Source organism: Niallia sp. RD1 (genome assembly GCF_024219955.1).
Lineage (GTDB): Bacteria > Bacillota > Bacilli > Bacillales > Cytobacillaceae > Niallia > Niallia alba.
Genome location: NZ_CP100420.1, coordinates 1554092 through 1579460 on the forward strand (window position 1 = coordinate 1554092; position 25369 = coordinate 1579460).

Consider the following 25369-nt stretch of genomic DNA (forward strand, 5'->3'; position numbering starts at 1 on the left):
CATAAAGAAATAAATAAAAATAAATAATTAGGTATAGGTCACGTGGTGAGTATGGGAATGACGGTGGTATATGGGAAACCAAACCGTAAGGTACTATGTATGAGGCTGATTGATTAGACTATCGAGTAGGAAACGTATCTTCGATACCTCTTATATTGGCGAGGTGCAAATAACATTACTGAAACACCCACCAAACATATACCAGCACCTATCCAATCGTATAAATCAGGTGTTTGTTTATCAATACCCCATCCCCAGAATACAGAAAGAACAATAAATACTCCTCCATAGGCAGCATATACTCTGCCGAATGATGGAAATGTTTGAAATGTGGCAATAACACCATATAACGCCAAGGCTACTCCTCCGAGATCCCCCAATAAAATGGCTTACCTTCTCTTAACCATAGCCAAATAAGATAACCTCCACCAATCTCTGCAAATCCAGCAAATATAAATAATACAATTGCATAAATCATTTAATGCTCACCCTTGATAACTTAATTAACATGGTAATTATACTGTATCCCAAAAGTAGTAAAGAACTGCACTACCATAGAATCACCAGAAGGCAAGAATCGGTTGTGGTAAAGGTGTCACCGTAAGGTGCCATCATGAGGTTTAGGTCACTCCCTTTGTTTGGCGATCTCTCCTTTATGTTTCAGCAAACTTTATTATTATCTCTTTACTTTTTTTGGTTATTTTCGGCCGAAAACAGGCAAATCTTTGTGCAGACTTTATTCTCATGGAATAACTTGGATAATGGTTGTGAGGTTAGATGTGGCAAGGGGTGAATGTGTTTTCTAGTTTCTGCAAACTTTTTTCTAAATTAACATAGTTACAAAATCTTATTTGCAATAAATAACTTAGGAAAGAAAAGAATAAGAATAATGTTCGCTTAAAATCATAAAAAAGATTGCTCAAGATATTGCATGTACCAAACCGGCCCGTTAGAATCGAGTTACTTAATTTACTAGGAATATAGTATCCTAGAATATTCATGATTGTAGAGGAAGTAGATTATGTCTAAACGTAACCATTCTTGGAATGAGAATAAGTATAACCGTTTTGTTAATGAGGGGCGAGGACAGGGAGTAGGTAAAGAATATAAACCGTGGTTAACTATTCAGGATTTTCCTTCTATGGGGAGAGTATCACGAATACTAGGATGGAAGAGTGGAAGAATACATCACCTATTTTCTGATTTGCAGGCTCGCTATTTTTATATGTTGGAATGGGAAGATACAGTTACGGACATACGGGAGCACTTCCCCCTATTGGACCTTGAGGATACTGTACAACAAAAAAAGGACTTAGATTTTAAACTATTTACAGATAAAGAAAGTGGATATGCGTATACTTTAAGCACCAATTTTTTAATCACGATAAAGAAAGCAAATGGTGATAATTTGTATTTGGCAAGAAGTATAAAAATGGCTTCCGAACTTGAGAAGAAAAAGACTTTGGAAAGATTGGAGATTGAGCGCCGATATTGGACGGGAAAAGGTATTGACTGGGGAATCGTTACCCAAAAAGAAATTTCAACTGTTTTTACCAAAAATATTGAATGGGTACATTCATGTTTATATTCATATGTTGAAAGGGGTTTTACGCAAGATGAACTAATTTACTTAAGTAACTCTTTAATAGAAAGGTTAATAGATACCAAGCAGTCCATTAGAAAGGTTACTGCCGACTTTGACAAAGAATTCAACTATGATTCGGGAACAGGGTTGTTTGTGTTTAAGTTTTTAATTGCTTCAAAACAGATTGGGATAGATATGACAAAGCAAATTGACTTAAATCTTTCCAATTCGACAATTGAAGTAAAACCACGAATTACACATGAGGAGGCAAGGAGAAGATGTTTGTAGTAAATAATCTGATTTCCTATACTTCGTCAGAAAACGAGAAAGTAATAGAAAGGGTATTATGGCTTAATAAAGCACATAATTATGGGTATTTTTTCAATGTTTACTCTACCGCTTTGCCCTATGAAAAGAGTATTTCAGAAGTTGAAGAAGGGTTTAACAATGGTAGTATTGTCCTTGTTGAAAAAGACCCTTTCAGTCGACTAATAAATGAAAACAATATTTCTGAAAAACATTTATCCTTACGTGACAATGCATGGGAAATCATAAAGGATATTGTGAAATTGGAACCATTTGTTTACCACTCAGAAGAAAGAAGAAAATTAATTCTAAAAAGGTGTGAAGCCCACAATATTCATGAAAGCACTGTTATTCGCTATCTAAAGAAGTATTGGCAGCGTGGTAAAACAAAAAATGCCCTTTTACCTGACTATTACTTGTGTGGAGGGAAGGGTAAGGAAAAGAAGGCTAGTGAGGTAAAAAGAGGAAGACCAAGAAAGCATGGACAGATAACAGGCGAAGGAATAAATATAGACGAAAATATCAAAAGAATTTTTAGGTCTGCTATAAACAAACATTATCTCTCCTCTGCCGAAAAATCCTTAGCACTGACCTATGAATTAATGTTAAAGGAGCATTTTAGTCTAGATAGTAAAGTGAAAGGAAATGTGGAAATACCCGTAATTAAAACTTATGGAGAATTACCAACACTAAATCAATTTAGATATTGGTTTGAAAAGCAAAGAGACATCAAGAAAGAAATCAGCCAAAGAAAAGGCCGAAAAAAGTATGAGCAAAACCATAGAGCAATTATTGGGGAGTCAACAACAGAAGCATTAGGGCCCGGAGCAATTTATCAGATTGACGCAACTGTTGGAGATTTGTATCTGTTATCAAGGTTTAATCGTGAATGGATAATTGGACGACCTGTAATTTATTCTGTTATGGATGTTTATAGCAGAATGATAGTTGGTCTATATATTGGCTTAGAGGGTCCATCGTGGGCCGGTGCAATGATGGCTTTAGCCAACGCTGCTTCTGATAAAGTTAATTTTTGTCGTGACTTCGGAATTGAGATTGAAAAACATGAATGGCCTGTTGAACATCTTCCTGAATCCATCTTGGCTGATCGAGGAGAATTAGAGGGAAGTAAAGTTGATCCCCTAATTAATAATTTCGGAATAAGAATTCTGAATACGCCTTCTTATAGAGCAGATTTAAAAGGAATAATTGAACAACATTTTCGGGTAACCAATTCAAGAACAAAGGCATTTCTGCCGGGTGCTGTTAAGCCAATTAAAGAACGTGGGGACCGGGATTACCGTTTGGAAGCACAATTGGATATTTACCAGTTTACTCAAGTTATTATCAAATGTGTATTATACCATAATAATCACCACTATCTTACAAACTATCAACGTGAAGAAATGATGGTGGAGGATGGAATAGAGTCCATTCCAATACGGCTTTGGGAATGGGGGATAAACAACAAATCTGGAAAGTTACGTCATGCTTCGGAAGATATTGTTAAACTCAATCTCATGCCTACGGGCAAGGCTACGGTAACTGCAAAGGGAATTGCGTTTAAAGGATTGCTTTATGGTTCAAAACAGTCCCTAAAGGACAGATGGTTTGAACAGGCACGGAACAGGGGCACTTGGAAAATTGATATAAGTTATGATCCAAGAAATATGGACTATATCTATATACGGGATGAAAATGGCTTGAGTTTTGATAAATGTTTTTTATTGGAACATCAACAGCGTTATAGAGGCAAGGTAGTTGAAGAAATTGATTACTTGTTAGAATACGAAAAAGTAAAAGAAAAGCAATATAAGGAGAAAACAATACAGGAAAAAGTTGATTTAAACACTGAAATTGAAGAAATTGTAAAGCAGGCTAAACAGGAAACATCTCAAGAACAAACGGATGTAATCAGTAAAAGGAGCAGGATTGGGAATATTCGTCAAAACCGTGCTGTTGAAAAAATGATTCAACGTGAAGAAGAGGCCTTTGAGTTAGATAGAAGTAATATAGAAAACTCTAAAGTTGTTCCTTTTAATCTATCTGAAAGTAAAGAATTTATGGGGGATACAGGGTTTGATTTGTTATTGAGAAAGCAGAAGGAGGCTTTAAATAAGATAGATGAATAGGGTTATTATTCCAAATGGTTGCAATGCTATTGAAGCAGATTATAGTGAACAGGTTATCGAAGAATATAGGAAGAATCCTTTTATTGAAGCACTTCCTTCTATTCTCTCTACAGAAGAAGCCATTGAAAAAATGGCTATATATGCCGAATACAATTCAAAAGAAAGAATGCTAGATAAACAATACCGTATTCATTTAGTACAGAGATTATTTCAATGCTTTCAGCCGTTATGGATACACTTGGATTTGGAAAGCAGAATTTCCAGAGTAATTCGTCAAGGATATTTGGCAAGAAACCCCTTCAGAGCCGGATATGCGCAGAGTTTACAGGAAGGACATCGAAATATCAACGGATTGAACAATGAATTAAGCAACAACAGTGTTTTTAGAACAACTGCAGCAGGATTTACGATAATCGGTGTTAGTGGTATGGGGAAAACAACGGCTATAAATAGAATTTTATCTTTATATCCTCAAGTTATTGTTCATAAAGATTATAACGAAATAAAATTCAGTATGTATCAACTTGTATGGCTTAAACTTGATTGTCCATTTGATTCTTCCTTGAGAGGACTTGCCTTAGAATTTTTCCGTAAGGTAGACGATTTACTGGGGACAGAATATCACAAAAAGTTTGGGCTAGGTAGAAAAACGATAAATGATATGTTGGTGATTATGTCTCAAATAGCAAGAAACACAGGATTGGGTGTTTTAATTATAGACGAGATTCAGCATTTAAGTAAGGCCAAAAGCGGTGGGGATCAAAAAATGCTGAACTTCTTTGTAACGCTAGTTAATACAATTGGAGTTCCAGTTATTTTAGTCGGAACGCCAGCAGGCTTATCTATTTTGCAAAGTGAATTTAGACAGGCCAGACGGGGCAGTGGCCAAGGAGATATGATTTGGGATAGGTTGAAAAACAACCAAAACTGGGATTTATTGATTAATGCACTTTGGGGATATCAATGGACAAAGAAGCAGATTCCTTTAACAGATGATTTTAAAAATATCCTGTATGAAGAAAGCCAAGGTATTATTGATATCGCAGTAAAACTCTACGTAATGGCTCAAATTGAGGCCATTATGACGCAAAGGGAAGAAATAACTCCAGAATCAATTAGTCAGGTGGCTAATAAGCATTTACAACTAGTTAAGCCAATGATTCAGGCTTTGAAATCAGGTAACATAAGTAAGATTGCCAAGTTCGAGGATATCAGTACAGTAGACGTAGACTTTTTAGGGTTTATGGAAAGGGAAAGGGCTACTGTTGATTTACAAATGAAAATGGAGGCCATGAAAAGAACGCAAAGGAAAAAAGAACAAGAAATGAGTATATCCATAAAAGAAAAAGCAATTTTGAAACTTTTAGAATTGGATTTTGAACCAAATGAGGTTCAAAAAGTTGTAGAGGCAATTGTTGAAAAAGAGGGGAATTTGGATATCAATGAACTTGTTGTGAAAGCCATTCAGGAAATGTCCACATCAAATAAACGAAAGAAAAAGCGAAAGGAAGAGGAATCTTCTGTAGAGAATGATATAAGACACTTGGTTATTGAAGGACGAAAAGAAAATAAGACAGCCTATGAAGTGCTTTGTAATGGTGGGTTTATTAAAAGTCATGAAAGCGATTTTGGTCAGACAGGATGATGTGAAATGATGACCTTCTTCCCTGTACCATATAAAGACGAACTTTTATACAGCGTTTTGGCTAGATACCATATTCGTAGTGGAAATGTCAGTAACAAAGCCACACAAAAGGATATATACGGTACGGACAGTATCACAGCAATAATGGATTTGCCTTCTCATATCAGCCGTATAATGGAAAACCTTCCTGTGGGGCATCATTATACACCCGAATATTTAATTACAAATCATACCCTATATCCATTCTATTCCGCCTTCCTGCCTTCTGAACATGCTACTAAGGTTAAAGAATCTATGATTGGGGATAAAGGGGGTAGTATATATAATAAAATTGGTTTGATGGCAAGTTCAATTAAGTTGTATCAGTACTTTAAATTTTGTCCTCAATGTGTTGAAGAAGATTTATATAATCTTGGGGAATTGTATTGGCATAGAATCCATCAAATACCGGGAGTTCTTGTTTGTCTAGAGCATAAGATGCCACTGTATGATAGTCAAGTTTCTATTAGAGGTTATAACAAACATGATTATAGATTAGCCACTATTGAAAATTGCAGAATAAATACCTCGGATTTACAGTATTCTGATAATATCATGGAAAAGGCAATCAATATTGCAGAAGATATTGAGTTCCTTTTAAATAATAAGATGAAAAACAAACGTTCGGATTGGTTTAGAGTGCAGTATTTAAGTAAATTAAAAGAACTTGGTTTTGCAAATGTAAACGGTAAAATAAAGCAAAAAGAATTATTAAATTCTTTCTTAGACTTTTATGAACATGGATTTCTGGAGAAACTGCAATCAGATATCGGTAATAATAATAATTGGTTGAGTGATATGCTTTGGAGAAAAAATAGAACAAGCCATCCTATAAGACACCTATTATTTATACGGTTTCTCGGAATTTCAATTTCAGACCTTTTCAACAAGAAAATCGAATATAAACCGTTTGGGGATAAACCGTGGCCTTGTTTAAATCCTGTTGCTGACCATTATCTTAGACCTGTTATTACTGATATAGAAATAGAGTATGGGGCTGAAAGTAAAGGTCCGATAGGGCTCTTTAGGTGTGATTGCGGTTATGTTTACCTCAGAACAGGCCCTGATCATGAAGAAAAGGACAGATACAAATTAACAAAGGTAAAGAACTTCGGGTCTGTGTGGGAAACTAAATTAGAAGAATTGACTAATAAAAGATTTAGTTTAAGAGATACAGCCCGGCAATTGCAGGTAGACCCAGCCACAGTCAAAAAATATGCTAAGAAGTTAGGTTTAAAGACATACTGGACAAAAAGGGGTCAGGAAGAAAAAAAACGTACGAATACCATTGAGCAATGCTCTGTTATTAATAATAAAGAAAAAAACAGACGAGATTGGTTAAATTTGAGAAAACAGTACCCAATTAAGAGTAAAACGGAATTACGTCAAGTTAACAATAGAGTTTTTACATGGTTGTACCGAAATGACAGGGACTGGCTTAATCAGAACTCCCCTAGGTTAAAATCAACAATACATGATAGTCACAGGGTTAACTGGGGGGATAGGGACGAGGGAATTTTGGAAATTGTAAAAGTAGCAATTACTGAAATGTTGTCTATTGACGGAAAACCTAAACGGATTACGGTAAGTTCAATAGGGAGTATGCTAGGCATTAGACCGTTATTAGAAAAACATCTTGATAAACTGCCAAAGACAAAAGAATACATGGTGGAGCATACTGAAGGTATTAGAGACTTTCAAGTTAGACGGTTACAATGGGCAGTTCAAGAGTTACGGGAAGAGGGACAGGATTTGTCTTTATGGAGAATTTATCGAAAGGCTGGAATCAGGGAAAACTTCCAGAAGGAACTTCAGGAAGAAGCAATAAAATTAGTTGCTAAAGAGAATGACCTGTACCCATGTGTGGATAAATAATCAATAATTTCTACCTTAAAATGGTTAGGTTTAAAAAAACCTAGCCTTTTTTATTTTATCCACAAGTTATCAACAGGGTGGAAAAACATACTGAAGACAACAGAAGTTTGGTATAATAAAAAACTGTCTGGAAAGACAGTTTTTAGAGAATAAACAATTATCAATGAAGCCTGTTATTACCTATACTATCGTCAACCATATCATTAACCTTTTCTATGGCCTGTTCTACCATTTCATCAGCAATCATTACAACGTCCGTATCATACTTTTCTTTTTGTGATACATCGAATTGAAGTTTCTCAGCATAAGGTGCTGGTCTATTCATCATAAAAGCAGAAGTCACCTCACAGTATTTATCGCGGGCTTCTTCAGCAATTAACTTACCTGTTACAATATCATTCATCATATTAAGGGCAAGGATATTAGCCGCTTCCATATCACATCGAGATGAAATTTCACCTCTTGTTCTTTCGACAATGACACTACCATCAAATTTAGCAAGTTCACTAAACATTTCAGGTGGGACAGAGTAGTTAATATAGTTCTCAATAACATCGGTATGAGGCTGTGGGAAATCATGTGGAATTTCATCACGATAAACAATGGTACGTTTCCAAGGTCCATTGTTCTACCAAATTAACCTGCTTTGAGTTGCTTCGTTTGGAGGACCGTACTGTTTAATTGTAAGATTAGCCGCCTTTTTAGACATAGCGTTCCAATCATTTATAATATTTTCAACAGCATCCCTAGCAACCACAGTATCAGTCGTTTTCTCAGCATCTCCAAAAATTTGCACCTTGAAATCACTCGTCATTGCAGTTGTAGCAGTTTTCAATTTTTCTTCTTGTTCCAAATGTATCACCCTTGTCAAAATTTATTTTTTTAGTCTTTGATACATTTTCACAATATATACCTTATGTTTTTGTTTTTAACGATGCTTTAATTGAATAAGACAAGTAGATTAAAAACGCATGGATTATAATAAAACCTATGGGTTCAAAACAAGGAGTAAAATCCTTGTTTTTTAATGTCATAAAAAAGATTATCACCCGCTTCAACGCTGCTTTATAAGTGATTGTTATGTATAATAGTATACAGATAATTCCAAATAGTGTTTAGGAAGGAGCCCTAGTATGTTGCACGTTATTACAAAGTGCTTATATCGATTGTCCTTTTTCATTATGGGGTTGTTCTATTCTATATTGTTCACGATCTTCTTTTACCCACTATCGGTAAAATACTTAGAGTTTTCTATCATGGATTATTTTTTATTTTCAATGTTTTTATTAGCACTTGGTGGAGCATTTTTTGATAGAGCATTTACATACTTCTATTTAGACATAGGAAATGATTACGAAGCAATCAATAAAGTACATTATGTGGCTATGTTTGTTGGTAAGGTGATTGCATATATAGTTGCAGGAATGGCAATTTACTTTTTCAAAAAAGATTTTTACCTTTCGCTATATATACCAGTATTTCTTTTAACTGGTGGGTGGATTTGGTTTAGCATCTTGAAGGGCTATATTAAGGTAAAAAGGGAAAAAGAGGGGAATTTGGAGGTGAAATTTAAAACAAAAGTCGGTTACTAGATTACCTTTTTTGGGAATTGCCGTACCTAATGTTCAAAAATTTGAAGGAGAGATACGGAACTATATTATTAAAAATAAAGGTATGGGAAGATATATGTGGAATTTAATCAGTGATCCTTTACTTGAAGGGCATACATATTATTTGTGTTTTTTCTATGAAACCTCTCCTTTGCTGTAAATTTTGGGGTATTCCTTTCTTTTTGAAGAATAAAGACGAAAAAAGCGTGAAAACTACATCTAGTAATACACGCTTTTTTGTTTTAGTATTGTAAGACAATTACACATAGTCGATATGAATTAATATGATTAAAATAATTTACATACAAGTACTTAATTATTATTCTTTAGATTATTTTTCTAGTGCTTTATTCAATAACTCACCGATATTCCACCATTCATTATTAGGGAATAACTCTAAAATGAGTTTAATTCTTATATCATGATAGGACTTCACATTATCTGCTCCCACACTAATGGAAACTTCCTTGTCTGCATTTAGCCAATTAAGATTGAGTTCATAAATATTTGGATGGCTTTCAGGTTTGTTTCCTCTTAAATATATTGGTGATCTTGTTACCCTAATTATATTGTCTTGCTCAAGTAATTTAATATGGTTAATGGCAGTTTTAACAGAACATTTCGCAGCCAATGCAATTTGTTCATAAGTCATAAAAAACTCATTGTTTAAATCTGCAAATCGTTTTAAGTGAATAAACAAAGTAAAAATCGTTTTATGGAATTTTTTAGGATACTGATATAATGTTAGCATTTCACTTCTGGATATAACTATCTTTGTTACTCCTTTGGTAAGCACAACGTTTTTTTTATAAACTAAATTAACAATTCTAGTTATTTCTTTATAACATTCTTCAAGTGGGGTTTTATAAAATGCTCTATTCTGACCCTTCATCCAAATTCTTAATTTTTGTTCACAATCATGTTTGTTTTCCCTTAATGTATTAAAATACACCGCTAATTTACAAGTAACTTCATTTCTAGTACTTGGTTTTCTCAGGCCATTTTCATACAAATCTGCTAGTGATTTTAGTGTTTCCTCCGATAAATCAAAATTCGCATTAGCATTACCCTCAATTTTTTTAGTATCACTTTTGCTAATTGGTGACTCCTCTTCATCTTCTTGTAAATCCGATATTAAATCATTTACGATATCAACGCATATGGGTTCAATATTTAAGAAGTAATCTAACGATTGGATAGTAGTAAAATTATTTTGCACGTCTACATACCAGCAGATATTAATCCTTTTATCCTTATTTTTGTAATTAATGCTGAGAGGAAGTTTCAACCCTTGAGTAGGTGTTGGTCGAAGTTCAATTTTCCCATTTATTTTTCCATCTAATAAGTTATATGCTGTTGAAACTGCTGCATTAAAAAGTACTTTCATTGAGTTGTAAGGGATTTCCTCTGAAAAATAAATGTCAACGTGATATCCCTTTGTACCGCTCCAACTAGTGAAAATTTTGTCTGAAGGTATTCCGAGTGTGTTTAAAGATTCATAGAGAGCCAATACTACTTTTTTAGCCTCTGGTATAACTGGAACATCCACATCGAAAGTGACAAATTTTGTATGTGTTTTCCTGCAAAAAATGCCGTAAGTGCTTTGTTGCAGTATATGGGATTTCAAAAATCCATCATTAAGTCTTACATGTTTGTCGTTATTATATATATTGAATGTATGGTAACTACCATCTTCGTTAAGTTTGATATATTTGTATCTAACCGTAATAAACAACTGCTTCATCTTTTCAATAACTTGATCTATATCGTTCATAAAAACACTTCCTTCCTAAAATCAATATCACAATGTAAATATTTTTAATATAGATGAAATAAATTGCACACAAGTACTTAATTATTATTCTTTACTATTCTTTTAATAGGTTTTTTATAAGAATATCATGTGTAATAATGTTTTTCATATTTTCACAAAAATCCGCCACAATTATCTCTTAACATACTGACCTCGTATTTTTCTTTTTATGTTATAACAATTGTAAGCCATTCAAATTGGCAAAAATGAAAGGAGAGGATGAGAAATGAATCAAATCAAAGATGAAATGGATAATTTATTTAATGTAGGTGTAGGTAATCAAATGGAGTTCGTAGGCTTTTATAAGGGGGAAGACGGTAATTACATAATCGACCGGACAGATGGTCATTCATATACAGACGATTATTTAGCAGAAAGCAAGATTGAGGCAATTAATCTTCTATTTGAAAAAGTTGAAGAAATGATTGATGATGCACAATCTAGATTAAAAAATTACTACTCTGAAATCGAAGCAGAATACCCTGAAGGGATAAATAACGAAGAGATAATAGAAAGATTGGAAAAAGTCTCCTTAACCGCTCTTTATAAAATTCAAAGAACTGACTTAAAGTCCTTTTTTAACGAAGATGAATTACAACTAGCAGAATTAAAGCATAATAAGTTAGTAGAAAGATATGGACTAAAAGAAGTGAAGGATATAAGTTTTAATTACTATATAAAATTCTTCTGAAGTTAACAAGTGGAGGTGAATTGAAATGGAACTTTTATCAAATACGGACATAGAAGCAGTAAGGGGGATGTATCGGCAGGCACAAAATAAAAGTGCATATCTCAACAGTGATGGTACATACAATCTATATTTGAATTTCGGTTGTGGGTGTGACGAATATAAAGTTACTGAGGAGCAACTAAACTACATTCGGGAGTAAACGGTACAAAGTATTAATAGTATAATTTGAAATATTTCACTATTAAAAATGAGAAGGTGCTGGCAAAGGGTTCCAAACGCGCTATAATACGACCAAATAAGTTTTGTCAGATAATATGTCTTATGCGACAGAACCTATGGTTTCGGCTATATTTTTTCGTCGCATAACATATATAATCATTACTCAATTTTTGTCGTATAACATAGCGTAGGAGGGTCCTCTTAATGGAAATCAATTCGGTAACTTTTTCCCAAGCGATTGAAGGATTTAAAAACTATTTAATTGAAAAAAACAGAAGCAGTAATACCATTAAAAGTTATGTACAGGATTTACACTTCTTGGAGAGTTGGTTGTCTGATATACACTCTAATCCGATCATGGTTCATGCCATAACGAAAACTGACATAAAAGATTTCGAGCGTGAGATTAAATTGGATTCTTCTTTATCTCCAGCAACTATTAACCGAAGACTAGTAGCAATTAAGAAGTGGGCTGATTTTTTAGTTGAATCCAAATTCTCACCAGTAAACTTAAGTGATGAGATTACAATTAAAAAGGTCCAAAAACAGAATACCATTCGTTGGTTAACGAGACAAGAGGTGGGGCGATTATTACATGCAATAGAATTGACAAAACACAGTAACTTTCAAAAGGGATTATTACATGAAACACTAGTCATCCTTCTTGTAAATCTTGGTCTAAGGATTGATGAGGCATGTTCCTTAACTAAGTCCTCCGTTTCTTTTCGCAACGGTATAATAAATGTGATCGGTAAAGGTGATAAACACAGAGTAGTTCCTTTAACAGAAAAAACAAAAGCACATATTCAAATGTGGCTAGAAAAAAGAGAAAAGGATTCAGATTACATTTTGATCAGTAGTAAAAGTAATCGATTAAGTGCTAGAGCAGCGCAGCATATTCTGAAAAAGTATAGCAATCAACTTGGGATAGAAATTACGCCCCATTCACTAAGACACACATATTGTAAGCAACTTGCAAATAGTGGTGTAGGTCTTCAAAGTATTGCGGAATTGGCCGGGCATTCCTCAATGGATACCACACGTATTTATGTTACACCGTCAATAAAAGAACTTCAGACTGCTTTAAAGAAAACAGAATTTTAATCAACCGATAACTCATTTGACCAAAAAGGGAGAAACGTCCCTATTTTTTTATGTTTAGCATTCCAAAAAATAGAACCTTATAGTAGATTTAAACGTATATCATATAAGAAAAAGAACCTGAAGATATCAATTGTTGAAGAGGAGGAAGTTTAAGTAACATGAATGGTATTGTGAGCCTATTTGATTTTCTAAACAATAATACTGGTGCTTTATCAGTGTTAATTAATTTAACGCTGGTTATAGTCACTATTATATATGTAGTTTTAACAGGAAGTCTCTCTAAGACTTCAAATAAGACAATTGAACATACAATAAATGAGGTTAATGAAAAGAAGAAAAGAGAAGAAACGATAAAAAAGAATTTGATTTATCTAATTAATAGTGAAATTTATATGAACTCATTTATTTATGTTTTTTCTCAGTACTATCTTCTAAATGGTAAACAGATTAACGGTGTTTGTCAAGATAGTTGTCGCATTTAACTTGTTTACTAGTGTAAGAACGTAAGGGTAACTACCGCGCTTTGCTTGGTGGCCTTCTCATCAAAGAACAGAATTCATTCTGTTCTTTGATGAGAAGGGAATGGGTAGTTCAAGCTCAGTCGCAGTGGGGCTATTTTGTTCCATCCTTTTCTATCTTGTCCTTTATTGGGTTTAAAGCCACTGAATCATGTGCACTCCAGTCTCTAGTTGAGCGCGTCCAACGTTCTGGATGCTTTTGTTTCGCTAGTTCATAAACTTCTTTGCGCTTTTTCAGTATCCCAATATGCGCACCTGTGTGGCATTGTTCTGGCGTCACAAAATTTATACCACTGTGTAAATGTATACAGTTATACCAATTCACAAATCTTAATGCCCATTCACGTGCAGCCTCAAGTGTTTCAAAGCCTCTGTACGGGAATTCAGGTCGATATTTCAGAGTCCGAAACATTGCTTCAGAATAGGGATTGTCATTACTTACTCTTGGTCTTGAATAAGAGCTTTGGATCCCTAATTTTTCAAGTAATACCTGAAATGTTGCGGCTTTCATGGGACTGCCATTATCGGAATGTAAAACGAGTGGTTTACCTTGGATTTTTTCACTAATAATCGTCTTCTTCATTAAATCTTCAGCGTGTTTTGCCTCCTCTGACTCCCAAATCTCCCAACCTACGATTTTTCTACTAAAAATATCGATAATTAAGTAGAGTCGATAAAACAAGCCTTTCACCGGCCCTTTTAACCACGTTATATCCCATGTCCATACCTGGTTTGGGGCTACTGCTAAATGACTTTCTGGTAATCTACCCTCGGGCTTTTTGCTTCTTCCCCGATGATTTTGCATTTTATGCTCACGAAGAACTCTATAAAAGCTAGATTCGGAGGCGATATAAATGCATTGATCTGCTAATTTTGGCACGATTTGAGTAGGCGGTAGGTCTACAAATTCCTCTTTTTTAACAACCTCCAGTATCTCTTGTTTTTCCTCTATCGTTAATTTATTTTTTGGCTCTGGACGTAACGCAATAGGGCGTTGATCCTCCTTGATTCCACCTTCTGAAATCCAGCGTTCATAGGTGCGAACGCTAATGTTCAATTCTTTACACGCCGGGGCTAATCGCGCACCATTTTGGTTTGCTTCTTGGATGAGTTCTACTGCTAGTGCGCGATCTGACGGGCTGATCATTCGTCCTCTTGGTCCCCCCAGATCGCTTGGGCCTTTTTTCTTAATAGTAATAAGGCTGCAGCTTCTGCCAATGCTTTTTCTTTTTTACGCAAATCTTTCTCTAATGCCTTTCCTCGCTTTTTCTCCTCTTTTAATTCTTGATTTAACTGCTTTGTTTGACTAGATTCTCGCCCATTTGCATTAAGGCATGAATCTCGCCATGCGTCAATCTGTTCTTTATAAAGTCCCTTTTTTCGACAATACTCCGCTAGCTCCGCACCATTCATTGAGTATGTTTCCATAACTATGAGAAACTTATCTTCACTGCTCCAGTGTTCAGAACTTTGTCCATCTCCGGGTGTGGGGTTTCCAGATGATCTAGCCTCTTTTCTCCACTTGTAAAGCGTGGGTTCAGTAATGCCCAACTCTTCACTTAATTGGCCAACCGATTCATTAGTGGGGGGCATCATTCTCTTAATAATTGATGCTTTCTCTTCCTTTGTATAACGTTTACCATTATTACTTTTCATGTCGATCAACCTCCGTGTATGATTTAAACTATACACTAAAGTTCCCTACGACATCTATCCTAACAGAGGGGGTTAATCTAAAGGAGAAACTAAGACATTATATTACTAGTGGAGGAGTTACGATTGACAGGTCTTCCAAAGGTCATGTTGTTGTTCATACTAAACTGGATACTTGGAAAGAGATCAATTCTGAATGTGCTCAATATTTTTCTAATACTCTTATGCAAGAACTAACAGGTTACTACACAGGAGTGGAACACTCTAAAATATATTCAGTCAATGGGATGTCCACTGAGAACTTTATAGAAGTCTGTAAAAATCAACTTGTTTCTACTTTAAGATGTTTAGATTTGTTAAAAGAGGAAGAGCCGAACTTAAGAACTAGTATACAATATGATATTGATGGAAAACTCCTAACAATAGATAAAGAAAAGGGAACTATTGTTGAAGTTGAAAAACATATAGTACAAGCAGTATCTAGATAAATTTATATAAGGATTAATTAAGACTATTGATATATTAAAAGGATGTACCCCTTCTTTCTATAAGGGATATATAGAAAGGAGGGGATTGTTTATGGAACAATATATATTGCAAAAAGATGTTGAGTTACAAGGTCATAAATACCGATTTGCTATTTTTGAGATGCAAGAAAAAGATGGCATTTACTTTTATTCGATATTTGCAGAAATATTCGAAGAAGAAACATTTGAACTTATTCATGGTGGAAGGTTTGTATCTGAAGAAGCAGCCAAAGGGGATTTAAAACACGTTTTATATTATTTGGTACATGGGGAGTTAACATTTAATCATTATAATGAAAATTAATAGTTTTTATGATTATAACTTTTATAATCATTCATAATGATTAGTTACAGTCAAAACCGAGAATCTGAAAAAAGCATAGGTGAAAAAAATGATTTTTTTCATCCGAAAAAAATGGCTACAGAATGAAATAAAATGATTGAAATAAATGAAAAAAATCTAGTGGGCTAATAAAATAGAAAATGGTTAACATTTAATTATTTTGCCTATTTTTAAGCCGAAAATGTCTGAAATGACCGAATCTGGAGCGTTTACCGAATCAAGTAAACGTAATATAATATATGAAGAATATACCGAATATATAGAATACACTTTGAGGAAAGGTCACCTAGGGTCCTTTCCTCTTTTCCATTAGCGGAAATAAAAACAAATACGCGTTACAATATTTGTATAAAATACAAAGTAAAACTTCATATTAGTTTGATAGGAGAAGATAAAAATGTACTACTTAGACTACTTGTCCAGTTATTTTTGCGTTGTAGGTTTTCTGTGGTTCTTAATGATCATTTGTGTAAAGTATATACCTATAATCTTGAAACAAGGAGAAGCAAAGGCTGAAAAATGGCAATTAAGACTTTTTTTACTTAGCATTCCTTCATCGTTTGTAGTTGGATACACAGTATTTCATTTTCTTAACCTATACGAGTACATGAGATTAGTTTAAGAGTGAGGGATTTAATGTGTTTGGGTACTTCGAACTTCATTTAAATCGGGAGTTTGATAATTTGTTGGGGCTACCAATAGATGTTGGATTTAAAAATAACCAAAGAGTAATGTGTTTAATGGCTGACTTAAGTATACTAGAATTGCTATTAACGAATATTAACAGGAACCAAGTAGACCAGATAATGCTACTTAGTAATAATAGTCATATAGACATTAAATATTATCAAAGGTTTAAAGAGGCTTGTAAAAGGCATAATATAGAATACGGCATTGTTTAATAGTCTCTTCATTAATTAAATAGAAAAGTATCCTATAAAAGCAAAATAAATTTTTAAAAAAACCAAATTGGTCCTTTACAGGAAGAAAATTCTGTTGTACTATAATAATACGCAATATACATTATATGATTTCAATTTCAATTTCAATTTCAATTTCAATTTTAATAGTTAATTTATATTATATATATCTCTTTCTTTTTATCACTAAAAGGGAAGGTAACAACAAATATACTAAATATACCTTAAGTAAATAAGATGATGAGTTTAGTTTACAATGATGACCTAGGCTCATAATCACTGTGCATCTACATGCCTTATAAGGCAATGTTTGTTATGCGCAACCTAAGTATATGTCTGTTTATTTTTGTTCTTTCCAATATGTGATAAAAAGGAGGAGATTTTTTTATGCTGATTTTTCATACCGTCCCAAGTTTACATATCTGAATCATTGAATAAAATATGTGCAATCTACAAGGAGTAGAGTACAAATTAAGTATTAATCTAATATTAAAAGACGGAATATTCCGAATATACAAAGAGACGAGACTTGGTTTTACTTTGCGAAGAATATGCTGGTGAGGTTCAATTCTGTTTTGGTCACTTATCTTCAAAAGGTAAGTATAAGTTGATCGAGATTCTTGATGAATTAACAGGAAATGCTTAACGGCCAATTGATGTTAGTAAAGAATGACCCAATAAAAGACAAAGGAGACATCACTATGAAACAAAGAGTAAAAATGAAAGATGTTTTTAAGAAAATGACACGGGGTTTAATGTATGCAGGTGTACAATATAACGCTGTGACAAATGCCACTGAAACGGTTTTTATAATCAAAGATTACGAGTATAAGTTGAAACTATTAGCGGACTCCCCTTTTGTTGATATTAGAGGAAGTTTGGAATATAACACAAAGGCCACAGGTTTTATCTACTTAGTAAAGTTTGGACAATCAAAAAACAGAATCTACCATCATTGGTTTGATAAAACAATGCAAAAAAATGATTTGTTGCATCTACTAGATCAAGATAAAGTGACCTATTGTTTAGTGAACGAGAGAAATAAAATAGTTGATATTCTGGCTACACCAAATGGCACAAAAGAAATAGTGTATAAGTATCTTTCTACTATTGATCCAGTTTGGACGGTTAATGAATTTAATCAGTTAGTTAATGAAACCATGTACAAATACAAATCACTGGAAAGCATTTGGGAATATATTACTGAGAACATGGCTTCCTAAAAATGTTTTGAAGGGATAACCAGATAAATTTCCCTTACAGTGAAGTACTAAATTTATTAATTCAAATTATTTGATATCTATGGAGGAGATTACTATGCAAAAAAATGCAGTTAATAAGGTTGGTTATATGGTTCACTTAAGTTCAGAAAGGGATGACAGCATAGACTTAGATTTGAAACAGCAAGTATTAAGCACTTTACTAGAAAATGTTAGAGGTCTTGAAGTCGCTGAGTACCTTTCTTATAAGAGTAATCCATCAGTTGCTCAATACTTTATCAGTTTATTAAGAAAGCAAAACATCGACACGATTGCCGTTCAGGATCGTTCAATATTTAAGAAGGATATTATCAATTTGTTCATCGAAGAGGGCTTTCACTTTATTTTGATAGATGTTAATAGTAGCAAAACAAAATATCGCATTGAGGAGATTTCTAACGACGAAATGAGATCCAACCGACATAATGTAGCCAGATCAGGTAAAAGTAAATGGAAACTATTAAGTTCTGGGTATAGAAAGGCATTGATTCATAATGAAAAGGCTGCGAAGATGTCGAATGATTTGATAAATCATTTTGAGTCTACTAATGGTATAAACGTGTCTGCCTATTGATAAGAGGGACCATACAAAACTATTTAAGGAGATGATATTTCATGGAAAACGAAACTTTTTTCACATTATTACCTGAATCTATTAAAGGGAACAGGGTGGAAGCAAATATGGAGTTCTTAATGTATGCGACAATTGCATTCGGCTTTGCTGACAAACATAACCTTAATCTAAAAAATGCTTGTGGTGTTTCAACTTTCGAAAATGGCAGTCTAGAAAAGTACTTTTCTAAACTGAAGAGAAAGTCAACCGTATTGATAATATCACCTGCACTGGCTGCAAATCCTAAGATTCTTAATTCTTTCATAAGAAAGGATGTCACATTTAGAGTCATTGAAGGGGATTATCTAATTAAACCAAAATTATTAAAAGAACTCTGGATAGAAGAAGCAAAAACAGCAACAGTAAAATTTCCTAATGCAGTGGACTATTTAATTAAAACCGAAGTGTTAACTGCAGAGAGAAAAGTAAATTCGATATGAAAAATTGTCTAGTTTGTTAGAAAAATAACGATAAGTAGAAAACCGGAGAGCAAAAATATGAATTGGGATGTTATGAAATTAATCAACTTAAAAAATTGATATCAGAAGGAGATGCTGAAATTATGACGGAGATAGAAGAAACAAGGGAACCAGAAAAATTCATTTTAATTGACTGTGATCCACTGGCTCCAAGACCAAATCGGGTTCTTAAAAAGGTCTTAAAAGGAACAGGTATTACTAGTGAAAAAGAGCCAATATTTAAGATTTTTGGAGCATGGAAATGGGATTATAGTGAGGTTGATGATGAAACTTGGAATAAGGTTATTGAAACAATTGAAGAAAGGTTAGATTTAGCCTATGAAAATGGATGGGCAAGAAGGGTAAGTTGGTACCCTACAAGTAGAAAATACCAACAAAGTATCAAATAAGCATAGTCCACTACGGGGCAGATAGTAATGGGCATTCGCTCAAATTGAATATGAAGAATGACTATCGTGCCCCAGCACTAAATCGTAAAGATAATAAGAGGTAAGTTTGAACTAGGGGAGGATTATTTAATGAAAAAGAAAACAAACATTTCAACTATTTGTTGCTTAGAGATTTTTGGGAGAAATTACAACGTAGAATTGTATCATCAGAAAGAAGACGATCCCAACGAAATGAGAAAGATATTAGATAACATTTCTATGACTATGTATCTGACAAATGCGAATAACATAAAAAAAATGAAAGATTTAATAAGAGAGATTAATTGTCCATATCTTATAGAGGTTACAACAGTTAAGATTTAAAATTCATTATAAGAATTTCTTTTCATATTAAGACGGTTTTATACTGAACCTTCCGGTGAGAACAAGCACACAGAGGAAGAGTGAAGAAAAACAGCCACCCACTGGAGATTAGCCCAGTAGTTTTTCGATATTTTTAGAGGAAGAGGTAATTATATGGACTTTGAAAATCATTTATATAGAATTATAATCGGTTCATTTATTGAAGATTTAAGAAGCGACTATAAATTGGATGATTTAACCATCATTAATGAATTTGAGAAAGAACTCGGAGCGAAGGAATCAGTTCATGCAGCAATTGAAGACTTTGAGTTGGAACGTTTATATCAACAAATTATTGAGTATTGCCCTTCTTTTAATACTCCAGATTATTGGGGTAGTCTTAGGGCAGCATTGAACTTTTATGATAGGTCAATACGCCCAACAGAAGAAGAACACTGGGAAGATTAGTGATAATGGAGTGGTTTCTGCCGCTCTTTTTATTTTTCTTTTTTTGGTATGATATCTACTATTATCATAATCGATATAAATAGTAAAATGGTTTAATTCCTGTTGTATCAGGTTTTCTCAATTGATAGTGTGTCTTTTTGGATTCTACTTGTACCGTTTTCCTAGCAAATGTACCCTTTTTAATTTATGCTAAAAGAAGGTTCGAACATATGTGCGTATAATTTAATAGTATAAGGTACTTTACTTAAGAAAACGGGAGGCTGTATTTATGAAAGAACAGGACATGACCAATAGACAAATAAAAGAGTTTAAACCACGAGACCATTTTGAATTTCGTGACTGTGAATATGTTTTTATCGTCGCAAGGTTTGAAAATTTGAAGTCAATTAGTAGTTACAATAATGAAGATTATAGTTATTTTATCTACATTTTTAAGCAAGAACATAAACTTGTAGATAAAAATACAATGGAGACAAAGGCGTTCAATGTTCTATGCTTCCACCATGTTTATCAGAACTTTGACTATCTGACTAGGAATATACTTCCGGTTGTAAAAGAGTATATCTTAGATAAGGAATTATTATTTGACTTTATTCAACATCTAGTTGAACTTGACCCAGAATTAGTTAAGTGACAGTAGGTTAAATCCTACTGTTTTTTATTTTAAAAACAAGGGTAACCTCTGGAAAATACAGATTTATAGTGATAAGGTCCTTCTGAAAAACAAAAAAGGGCTGAAAACCCTTTCTGTCCTTATCTAGCAACACCTTCAAATTCTTCTATAACCTTGTTAAATCTGTATTGGGTTACTAAGATTACTTTTTGTAAGTCATCTGTTATTTTGCTAACCTTTTCTACTTCTCTTGTAATATTTTCTACATTCGTATTCACATTTTTAATGGCATCATCAACATTGCCAGCCAATTTTCGTACTTCATCAGCCACAACTTTAAAACCTCGTCCATGCTCTCCCACACGCGCTGCTTCGATAGCAGCATTTAATGCCAACACATTCGTTTGTGTAGAAATATTGCGTATGATTTTAGTTATTTCAGTTATTAAATCAGTCTGTTTCTTTAGTGATTCAACTGCATGGAGTTTTTCTTTAGAATTTTCAACAACCATATTTACTAATTCTATTGGCATATCCTTTAATTGAGAAATGATTTTTATCGTGTTATTTTCACGTTCTGTAATATCGGTTGCTATTTTAAGAACAGCATCAACTTTTCCCTCCTCATTTAAAATTGGAATATAGGTGGCTTCTAACCAAAGTAAATTGCCTGCTTTACCGATCCTTTGAATCTTTTGTTGAAACTTTTCCCCTTTTCCAAGGTTTTCCCATAATTCTTCATATTCTCTGCTGTTTCTGAATTCAACAGTACAAAATTGTTTATGTTGCATATTTTTCATTTCATTAACTGTATATCCCAAAGTTTTTGAGAAATTTTCATTTACCCAAATAACTTCTCTATTTAAATTAAATTCTATCATGGCTAGATTTGACTCTTGTGCGGCTAAAATAGATGTTTTATCTAAAATTTGAGTGCTTATATTAATACTTGAAGAAATGGCCATAGGTATATACCCCTCTATTAGAAATATTTTTAGTTTAATTATAATAGTTGTTTATACCTATATGAAACTTTTTTAAAATAAATATCTTAATAAGTTGAAAAAGAATCAATACCCATAGCAATAGAGTAATGCCTATTGATATACAGTAAAGTGACTTCAAATAATCGATTCATAATATCTTATAAGATTTCCATCAAAATGCTTTTCGTTGCAAATATGCTGTTATCTTCCTGATGTTACCCGTAATAAGACTAAAATCCTGCTATTTTTTATTTAAAAAAACAAGGTTATTAACTGCCTGAGTGGAAGATGACTATAAAATATCTATACGAAAGAAGGATAGGAAATGGACTTAAGAAAAGAGCCAAGTTTTATACATACTGATGAAAGAATGGTTTTGGCTGAATGTGACAATTATTATGTCGCTGTGGTTAAATTGGATCAACAACGTGAAAGGGATCAAAAATATGCGGTTATTCTTACAGAAGATATATCTTTAAGGGAACAACGCGATATTTTGGCTAAACGATTTTGTCAAAATAATCTTCTCATGTATTTTGTCAGAACAATAATCCCAGAGTACTTTTTAGAAAGAAAGATGATTAATGAGGTATATAAGGCGATATACCGCTTTGTATATCAGGTGAAATAACAGCGAGCATTATCTATTAATGCTTGCTTTTTTTTGAAATTAGTGGAATAAAGAAATTATTGAAATCGTAGGATTTATTCGTTAAAAGGCGAATATTATCCCATATATAATTGAGCCTATCCAACGGAATACTAAATTGTCAGTTTCATAAAGTATTAAAGTGGATTGGAAAATATGGGAAGAATGGATAAAGGATATTATAATAAAATTAATTACTGACAGTTTTTAATGGGGGGATAATATGGGGAAAAATAATGAATTACATGCTTTTTTATTAAACAAAGCGTCCCAATTAACAGAAGAATGGTATAACTCTTTAGATAAAAACGATCCTACAGGAGTTTATTCATCTTCAGATCCAAAAGTAATAAAAACATTAAAAGAACAGAATTTTGAATTTCATTTAAATTTATGTGAGATCTTCATTGAAGAAGATGCACTAATGCTCCAAAAGTTTAATACTTGGGTTCAAAAGGTCGCAAGGGACAAAGAGCATTTAAACACTCCAATACATTTTATTATTAGAGAATTCATAAGGGTTAGGAAACAGTATCTTGAATTTATTGAAGAATTTGTCTCTGAAAATGAAGGGGATATTGATAATCAAATAGAAAAGTGGAATGAAATGATCATTGATGCTTTTGATTTTGCGATACTTCAATTTTCGGAAGAGACTCACAAATATTCAAGTAGCCAATTGGAAGCACAACAAGAAATGATTAATGAATTAAGTTCGCCTATTATTACTTTAAATAATGACATGGCTTTATTACCATTAGTTGGGGATATTGATACTGCAAGAGCAAAATTCATTATTGAAAGCACATTAAATCAATGTGCTGATAAAGGTATCACTGACCTATTTATAGATTTATCAGGTGTAGTAATGGTTGATACCCTCGTAGCACAAAGAATTTTTCATTTGATAGAGGCTCTAAGACTTATAGGAGTGACGACAATCATATCGGGCATAAGACCAGAAATTGCACAAACTGCTGTACAACTAGGGCTCTCCTTTAACAACATTATCACAAAATCAACCCTTTCACAGGCAATTACATTTAAGACTGAAAAATCGATAGTAAGTAGGCAAATGTGAAAAAAGAAACTTTTAAAAAAAAGAAGGTATCAGGCACCTTTTACATAAATGTATAAGTATTCACTAGTGTTGCATTAATTTAATTTCACTATTAAAAATACTCGAAATGTTCACTTTTATTATTTTATGCATAGAAAAAGTCCTTTATAATGGATAAGTCAGGTGGTAACCCGTCCAAATCCACTAAAAAAGGACCAATCTCATGGACAAGATTACACGAAAAACTTCATTTGGACAATGGTTTTCACCAATAAATCTTCAATTATTTGAAGAAAACGTGAAAACGTTGAAATTAGATTTCTATACGAAAAAACTAACGACAGAGTCATTTCTAAAATTATTACTTTTTGCGCAGCTAGAAGAAGTCGAAAGTCTGCATGCGCTGAGCGATTGTCTTTTCGATGATCAACTGCAAAAGGGCATTGATCTTGATTCTATCAGTATTTCCCAACTCTCACGCCGTTTAAATGGCATGAATCCAGACTTATTCCAAAAGCTTTTCCTTGATTTAGTTTCACAAATTCATACCAAAACGCACAACACGAAACTTGTGATGCCATTAAAAATCATTGATTCAAGCACATTGCCTCTCAATTTGACTAATCATAAATGGGCAAAATTCCGCAAAACAAAAGCGGGTGTTAAATTGCACTTACGCCTTGTGTTTATGGAAAAAGGTATATCCTATCCCGAAAAGGCCATTATGACAACGGCCAAAGAACATGACCGCGGTCAGCTTGAAGTAATGGTTGATGACAAGGAATGTATGTATGTGTTTGACCGTGGTTACTTAGACTACGAACGCTTTGATCGGATGACAGATGACGGCTACTTTTTCCTTTCTAGGCTGCGAAAAAACGCAGTCATACGGGAGGTTTACGATTTTAAACTACCCGAGAATACATCTGTTTTGTCGGATCAAATGGTGTTGATTGGTACGACGCAAAACCGTGCCGAAAATTACTTTCGTCTTCTAAAAGTGATTGATTCAAAAGGAAATGAGCTTCATTTAATCACAAATCGTTTTGATTTAAGTGCTGAAGAAATCTCAAAGATGTATAAATCACGCTGGGCGATTGAGTTATTTTTCAAATGGATTAAACAACATCTCCATATCAAAAAGTTTTACGGCCAAAGCGAATGGGCAATTCAGAATCAAGTGTTTATCGCACTTATTGTTTTTTGCCTGCATGTTCTCGCACAAATCGAGACAAAAAGTAAACGAAAAACCCTACAAATTAGCCGATATTTACGGGCAGCTTTGTGGAAACCAGCACATATTTGGCTTCGAAAGATTGAAGGAAAAACCATTCCTTAATAAACAAATTGTCGTCGTCTCTTAAGTCTAATTGTAAAAAAATTTCCAAATGGATGGATCCACCTTTAGTTGGGTATTTACTTTTTTGGCTCTTAACAGGGGACATATTTAAACTGAATATTCTAACAAAATTTATGCAACACTAGTGAATCGCTTTATATAACTCGAAAATATTCGGATAGATTGTGTGGA

25 protein-coding genes and 2 pseudogenes are annotated in these 25369 nt (G+C 33.5%); 21 read left to right on the plus strand and 6 right to left on the minus strand.

Going from position 1 to position 25369, the window contains the following annotated elements; translation table 11 throughout:
- Positions 1-113: 113 nt before the first annotated feature.
- Positions 114-478, minus strand: a pseudogene (locus NKG37_RS07375) (YnfA family protein).
- A gap of 543 nt (positions 479-1021) precedes the next feature.
- Here NKG37_RS07375 and NKG37_RS07380 point away from each other — a divergent pair.
- Genes NKG37_RS07380 through NKG37_RS07395 form a run of 4 tightly spaced genes read left to right on the plus strand, consistent with a single transcriptional unit; the run spans position 1022 to position 7582 of the window.
- The gene (locus NKG37_RS07380; protein ID WP_169187620.1) at positions 1022-1873 is read left to right on the plus strand and encodes a TnsA endonuclease C-terminal domain-containing protein; all 852 of its coding nucleotides are present in this window, start codon (positions 1022-1024) and stop codon (positions 1871-1873) included.
- On the plus strand, positions 1864-4023 hold the full coding sequence (locus NKG37_RS07385) for a Mu transposase C-terminal domain-containing protein (RefSeq protein WP_224428342.1): 2160 nt from the start codon (positions 1864-1866) through the stop codon (positions 4021-4023). The genes NKG37_RS07380 and NKG37_RS07385 overlap by 10 nt, the downstream gene beginning before the upstream one ends.
- Complete coding sequence (locus tag NKG37_RS07390) at positions 4016-5668, plus strand: ATP-binding protein (protein ID WP_169187622.1); 1653 nt, start codon at positions 4016-4018, stop codon at positions 5666-5668. The genes NKG37_RS07385 and NKG37_RS07390 overlap by 8 nt, the downstream gene beginning before the upstream one ends.
- Positions 5669-5674: 6 nt before the next feature.
- Entirely contained in the window at positions 5675-7582 is a 1908-nt protein-coding gene (locus NKG37_RS07395; RefSeq protein ID WP_169187623.1) for a TnsD family Tn7-like transposition protein, read from the plus strand.
- Between the two features lie 160 nt (positions 7583-7742).
- Here NKG37_RS07395 and NKG37_RS07400 read toward each other — a convergent pair whose 3' ends face one another.
- Together NKG37_RS07400 and NKG37_RS07405 are read right to left on the minus strand one after the other, a co-directional pair.
- Positions 7743-8096, minus strand: a complete 354-nt coding sequence (locus NKG37_RS07400; protein WP_169187624.1) for a hypothetical protein — start codon at positions 8094-8096, stop codon at positions 7743-7745.
- A 114-nt stretch (positions 8097-8210) separates the two neighbouring features.
- On the minus strand, positions 8211-8435 hold the full coding sequence (locus NKG37_RS07405) for a hypothetical protein (protein ID WP_169187625.1): 225 nt from the start codon (positions 8433-8435) through the stop codon (positions 8211-8213).
- A 280-nt stretch (positions 8436-8715) separates the two neighbouring features.
- Here NKG37_RS07405 and NKG37_RS07410 point away from each other — a divergent pair, with 280 nt between their 5' ends.
- The gene (locus NKG37_RS07410) at positions 8716-9174 is read left to right on the plus strand and encodes a hypothetical protein (RefSeq protein ID WP_169187626.1); all 459 of its coding nucleotides are present in this window, start codon (positions 8716-8718) and stop codon (positions 9172-9174) included.
- Positions 9175-9523: 349 nt separating this feature from the next.
- On the opposite strand, the gene NKG37_RS07415 is transcribed toward NKG37_RS07410, so the two are convergent.
- Positions 9524-10966: a TOTE conflict system archaeo-eukaryotic primase domain-containing protein gene (locus tag NKG37_RS07415; protein ID WP_169187627.1), complete on the minus strand. Its 1443-nt coding sequence runs from the start codon at positions 10964-10966 to the stop codon at positions 9524-9526.
- A gap of 265 nt (positions 10967-11231) precedes the next feature.
- On the opposite strand from NKG37_RS07415, the gene NKG37_RS07420 reads away from it, so the two are divergent.
- From NKG37_RS07420 to NKG37_RS07430, 3 genes are all read left to right on the plus strand, one after another.
- Positions 11232-11696, plus strand: a complete 465-nt coding sequence (locus tag NKG37_RS07420; RefSeq protein ID WP_169187628.1) for a hypothetical protein — start codon at positions 11232-11234, stop codon at positions 11694-11696.
- A gap of 423 nt (positions 11697-12119) precedes the next feature.
- Positions 12120-13019: a tyrosine-type recombinase/integrase gene (locus NKG37_RS07425; protein ID WP_224428345.1), complete on the plus strand. Its 900-nt coding sequence runs from the start codon at positions 12120-12122 to the stop codon at positions 13017-13019.
- 158 nt (positions 13020-13177) lie between these two features.
- A complete protein-coding gene (locus NKG37_RS07430; protein WP_224428346.1) occupies positions 13178-13501 on the plus strand; it encodes a hypothetical protein in 324 nt (107 codons plus the stop codon).
- 130 nt (positions 13502-13631) lie between these two features.
- Here NKG37_RS07430 and NKG37_RS07435 read toward each other — a convergent pair.
- Positions 13632-15193 (minus strand): annotated as a pseudogene (locus tag NKG37_RS07435) (IS3 family transposase).
- Between the two features lie 221 nt (positions 15194-15414).
- On the opposite strand from NKG37_RS07435, the gene NKG37_RS07440 reads away from it, so the two are divergent.
- From NKG37_RS07440 to NKG37_RS07485, 10 genes are all read left to right on the plus strand, one after another.
- Positions 15415-15678: a hypothetical protein gene (locus NKG37_RS07440; protein WP_254416033.1), complete on the plus strand. Its 264-nt coding sequence runs from the start codon at positions 15415-15417 to the stop codon at positions 15676-15678.
- A gap of 91 nt (positions 15679-15769) precedes the next feature.
- On the plus strand, positions 15770-16021 hold the full coding sequence (locus NKG37_RS07445; RefSeq protein ID WP_169187631.1) for a hypothetical protein: 252 nt from the start codon (positions 15770-15772) through the stop codon (positions 16019-16021).
- Between the two features lie 677 nt (positions 16022-16698).
- Positions 16699-16962: a hypothetical protein gene (locus NKG37_RS07450; RefSeq protein ID WP_254416034.1), complete on the plus strand. Its 264-nt coding sequence runs from the start codon at positions 16699-16701 to the stop codon at positions 16960-16962.
- A gap of 719 nt (positions 16963-17681) precedes the next feature.
- On the plus strand, positions 17682-18203 hold the full coding sequence (locus NKG37_RS07455; protein ID WP_169187633.1) for a hypothetical protein: 522 nt from the start codon (positions 17682-17684) through the stop codon (positions 18201-18203).
- A 94-nt stretch (positions 18204-18297) separates the two neighbouring features.
- Positions 18298-18813: a hypothetical protein gene (locus NKG37_RS07460; RefSeq protein WP_224428551.1), complete on the plus strand. Its 516-nt coding sequence runs from the start codon at positions 18298-18300 to the stop codon at positions 18811-18813.
- 41 nt (positions 18814-18854) lie between these two features.
- Complete coding sequence (locus NKG37_RS07465; protein WP_169187636.1) at positions 18855-19292, plus strand: hypothetical protein; 438 nt, start codon at positions 18855-18857, stop codon at positions 19290-19292.
- Positions 19293-19414: 122 nt separating this feature from the next.
- On the plus strand, positions 19415-19720 hold the full coding sequence (locus NKG37_RS07470) for a hypothetical protein (protein ID WP_169187637.1): 306 nt from the start codon (positions 19415-19417) through the stop codon (positions 19718-19720).
- Positions 19721-19849: 129 nt separating this feature from the next.
- Complete coding sequence (locus tag NKG37_RS07475; protein WP_169187638.1) at positions 19850-20083, plus strand: hypothetical protein; 234 nt, start codon at positions 19850-19852, stop codon at positions 20081-20083.
- Positions 20084-20236: 153 nt separating this feature from the next.
- A complete protein-coding gene (locus tag NKG37_RS07480; protein WP_169187639.1) occupies positions 20237-20530 on the plus strand; it encodes a hypothetical protein in 294 nt (97 codons plus the stop codon).
- 268 nt (positions 20531-20798) lie between these two features.
- The gene (locus tag NKG37_RS07485) at positions 20799-21164 is read left to right on the plus strand and encodes a hypothetical protein (RefSeq protein WP_169187640.1); all 366 of its coding nucleotides are present in this window, start codon (positions 20799-20801) and stop codon (positions 21162-21164) included.
- A 119-nt stretch (positions 21165-21283) separates the two neighbouring features.
- Here NKG37_RS07485 and NKG37_RS26035 read toward each other — a convergent pair whose 3' ends face one another.
- Positions 21284-22108 (minus strand): methyl-accepting chemotaxis protein, encoded by an 825-nt coding sequence (locus NKG37_RS26035; protein WP_302183213.1) that lies wholly within the window; start codon positions 22106-22108, stop codon positions 21284-21286.
- A gap of 346 nt (positions 22109-22454) precedes the next feature.
- On the opposite strand from NKG37_RS26035, the gene NKG37_RS07500 reads away from it, so the two are divergent.
- From NKG37_RS07500 to NKG37_RS07510, 3 genes are all read left to right on the plus strand, one after another.
- Complete coding sequence (locus NKG37_RS07500) at positions 22455-22760, plus strand: hypothetical protein (protein WP_169187642.1); 306 nt, start codon at positions 22455-22457, stop codon at positions 22758-22760.
- 241 nt (positions 22761-23001) lie between these two features.
- Positions 23002-23859, plus strand: a complete 858-nt coding sequence (locus NKG37_RS07505; protein ID WP_169187643.1) for an STAS domain-containing protein — start codon at positions 23002-23004, stop codon at positions 23857-23859.
- 202 nt (positions 23860-24061) lie between these two features.
- On the plus strand, positions 24062-25177 hold the full coding sequence (locus NKG37_RS07510; protein WP_254416035.1) for an IS4 family transposase: 1116 nt from the start codon (positions 24062-24064) through the stop codon (positions 25175-25177).
- Positions 25178-25369: the final 192 nt, after the last annotated feature.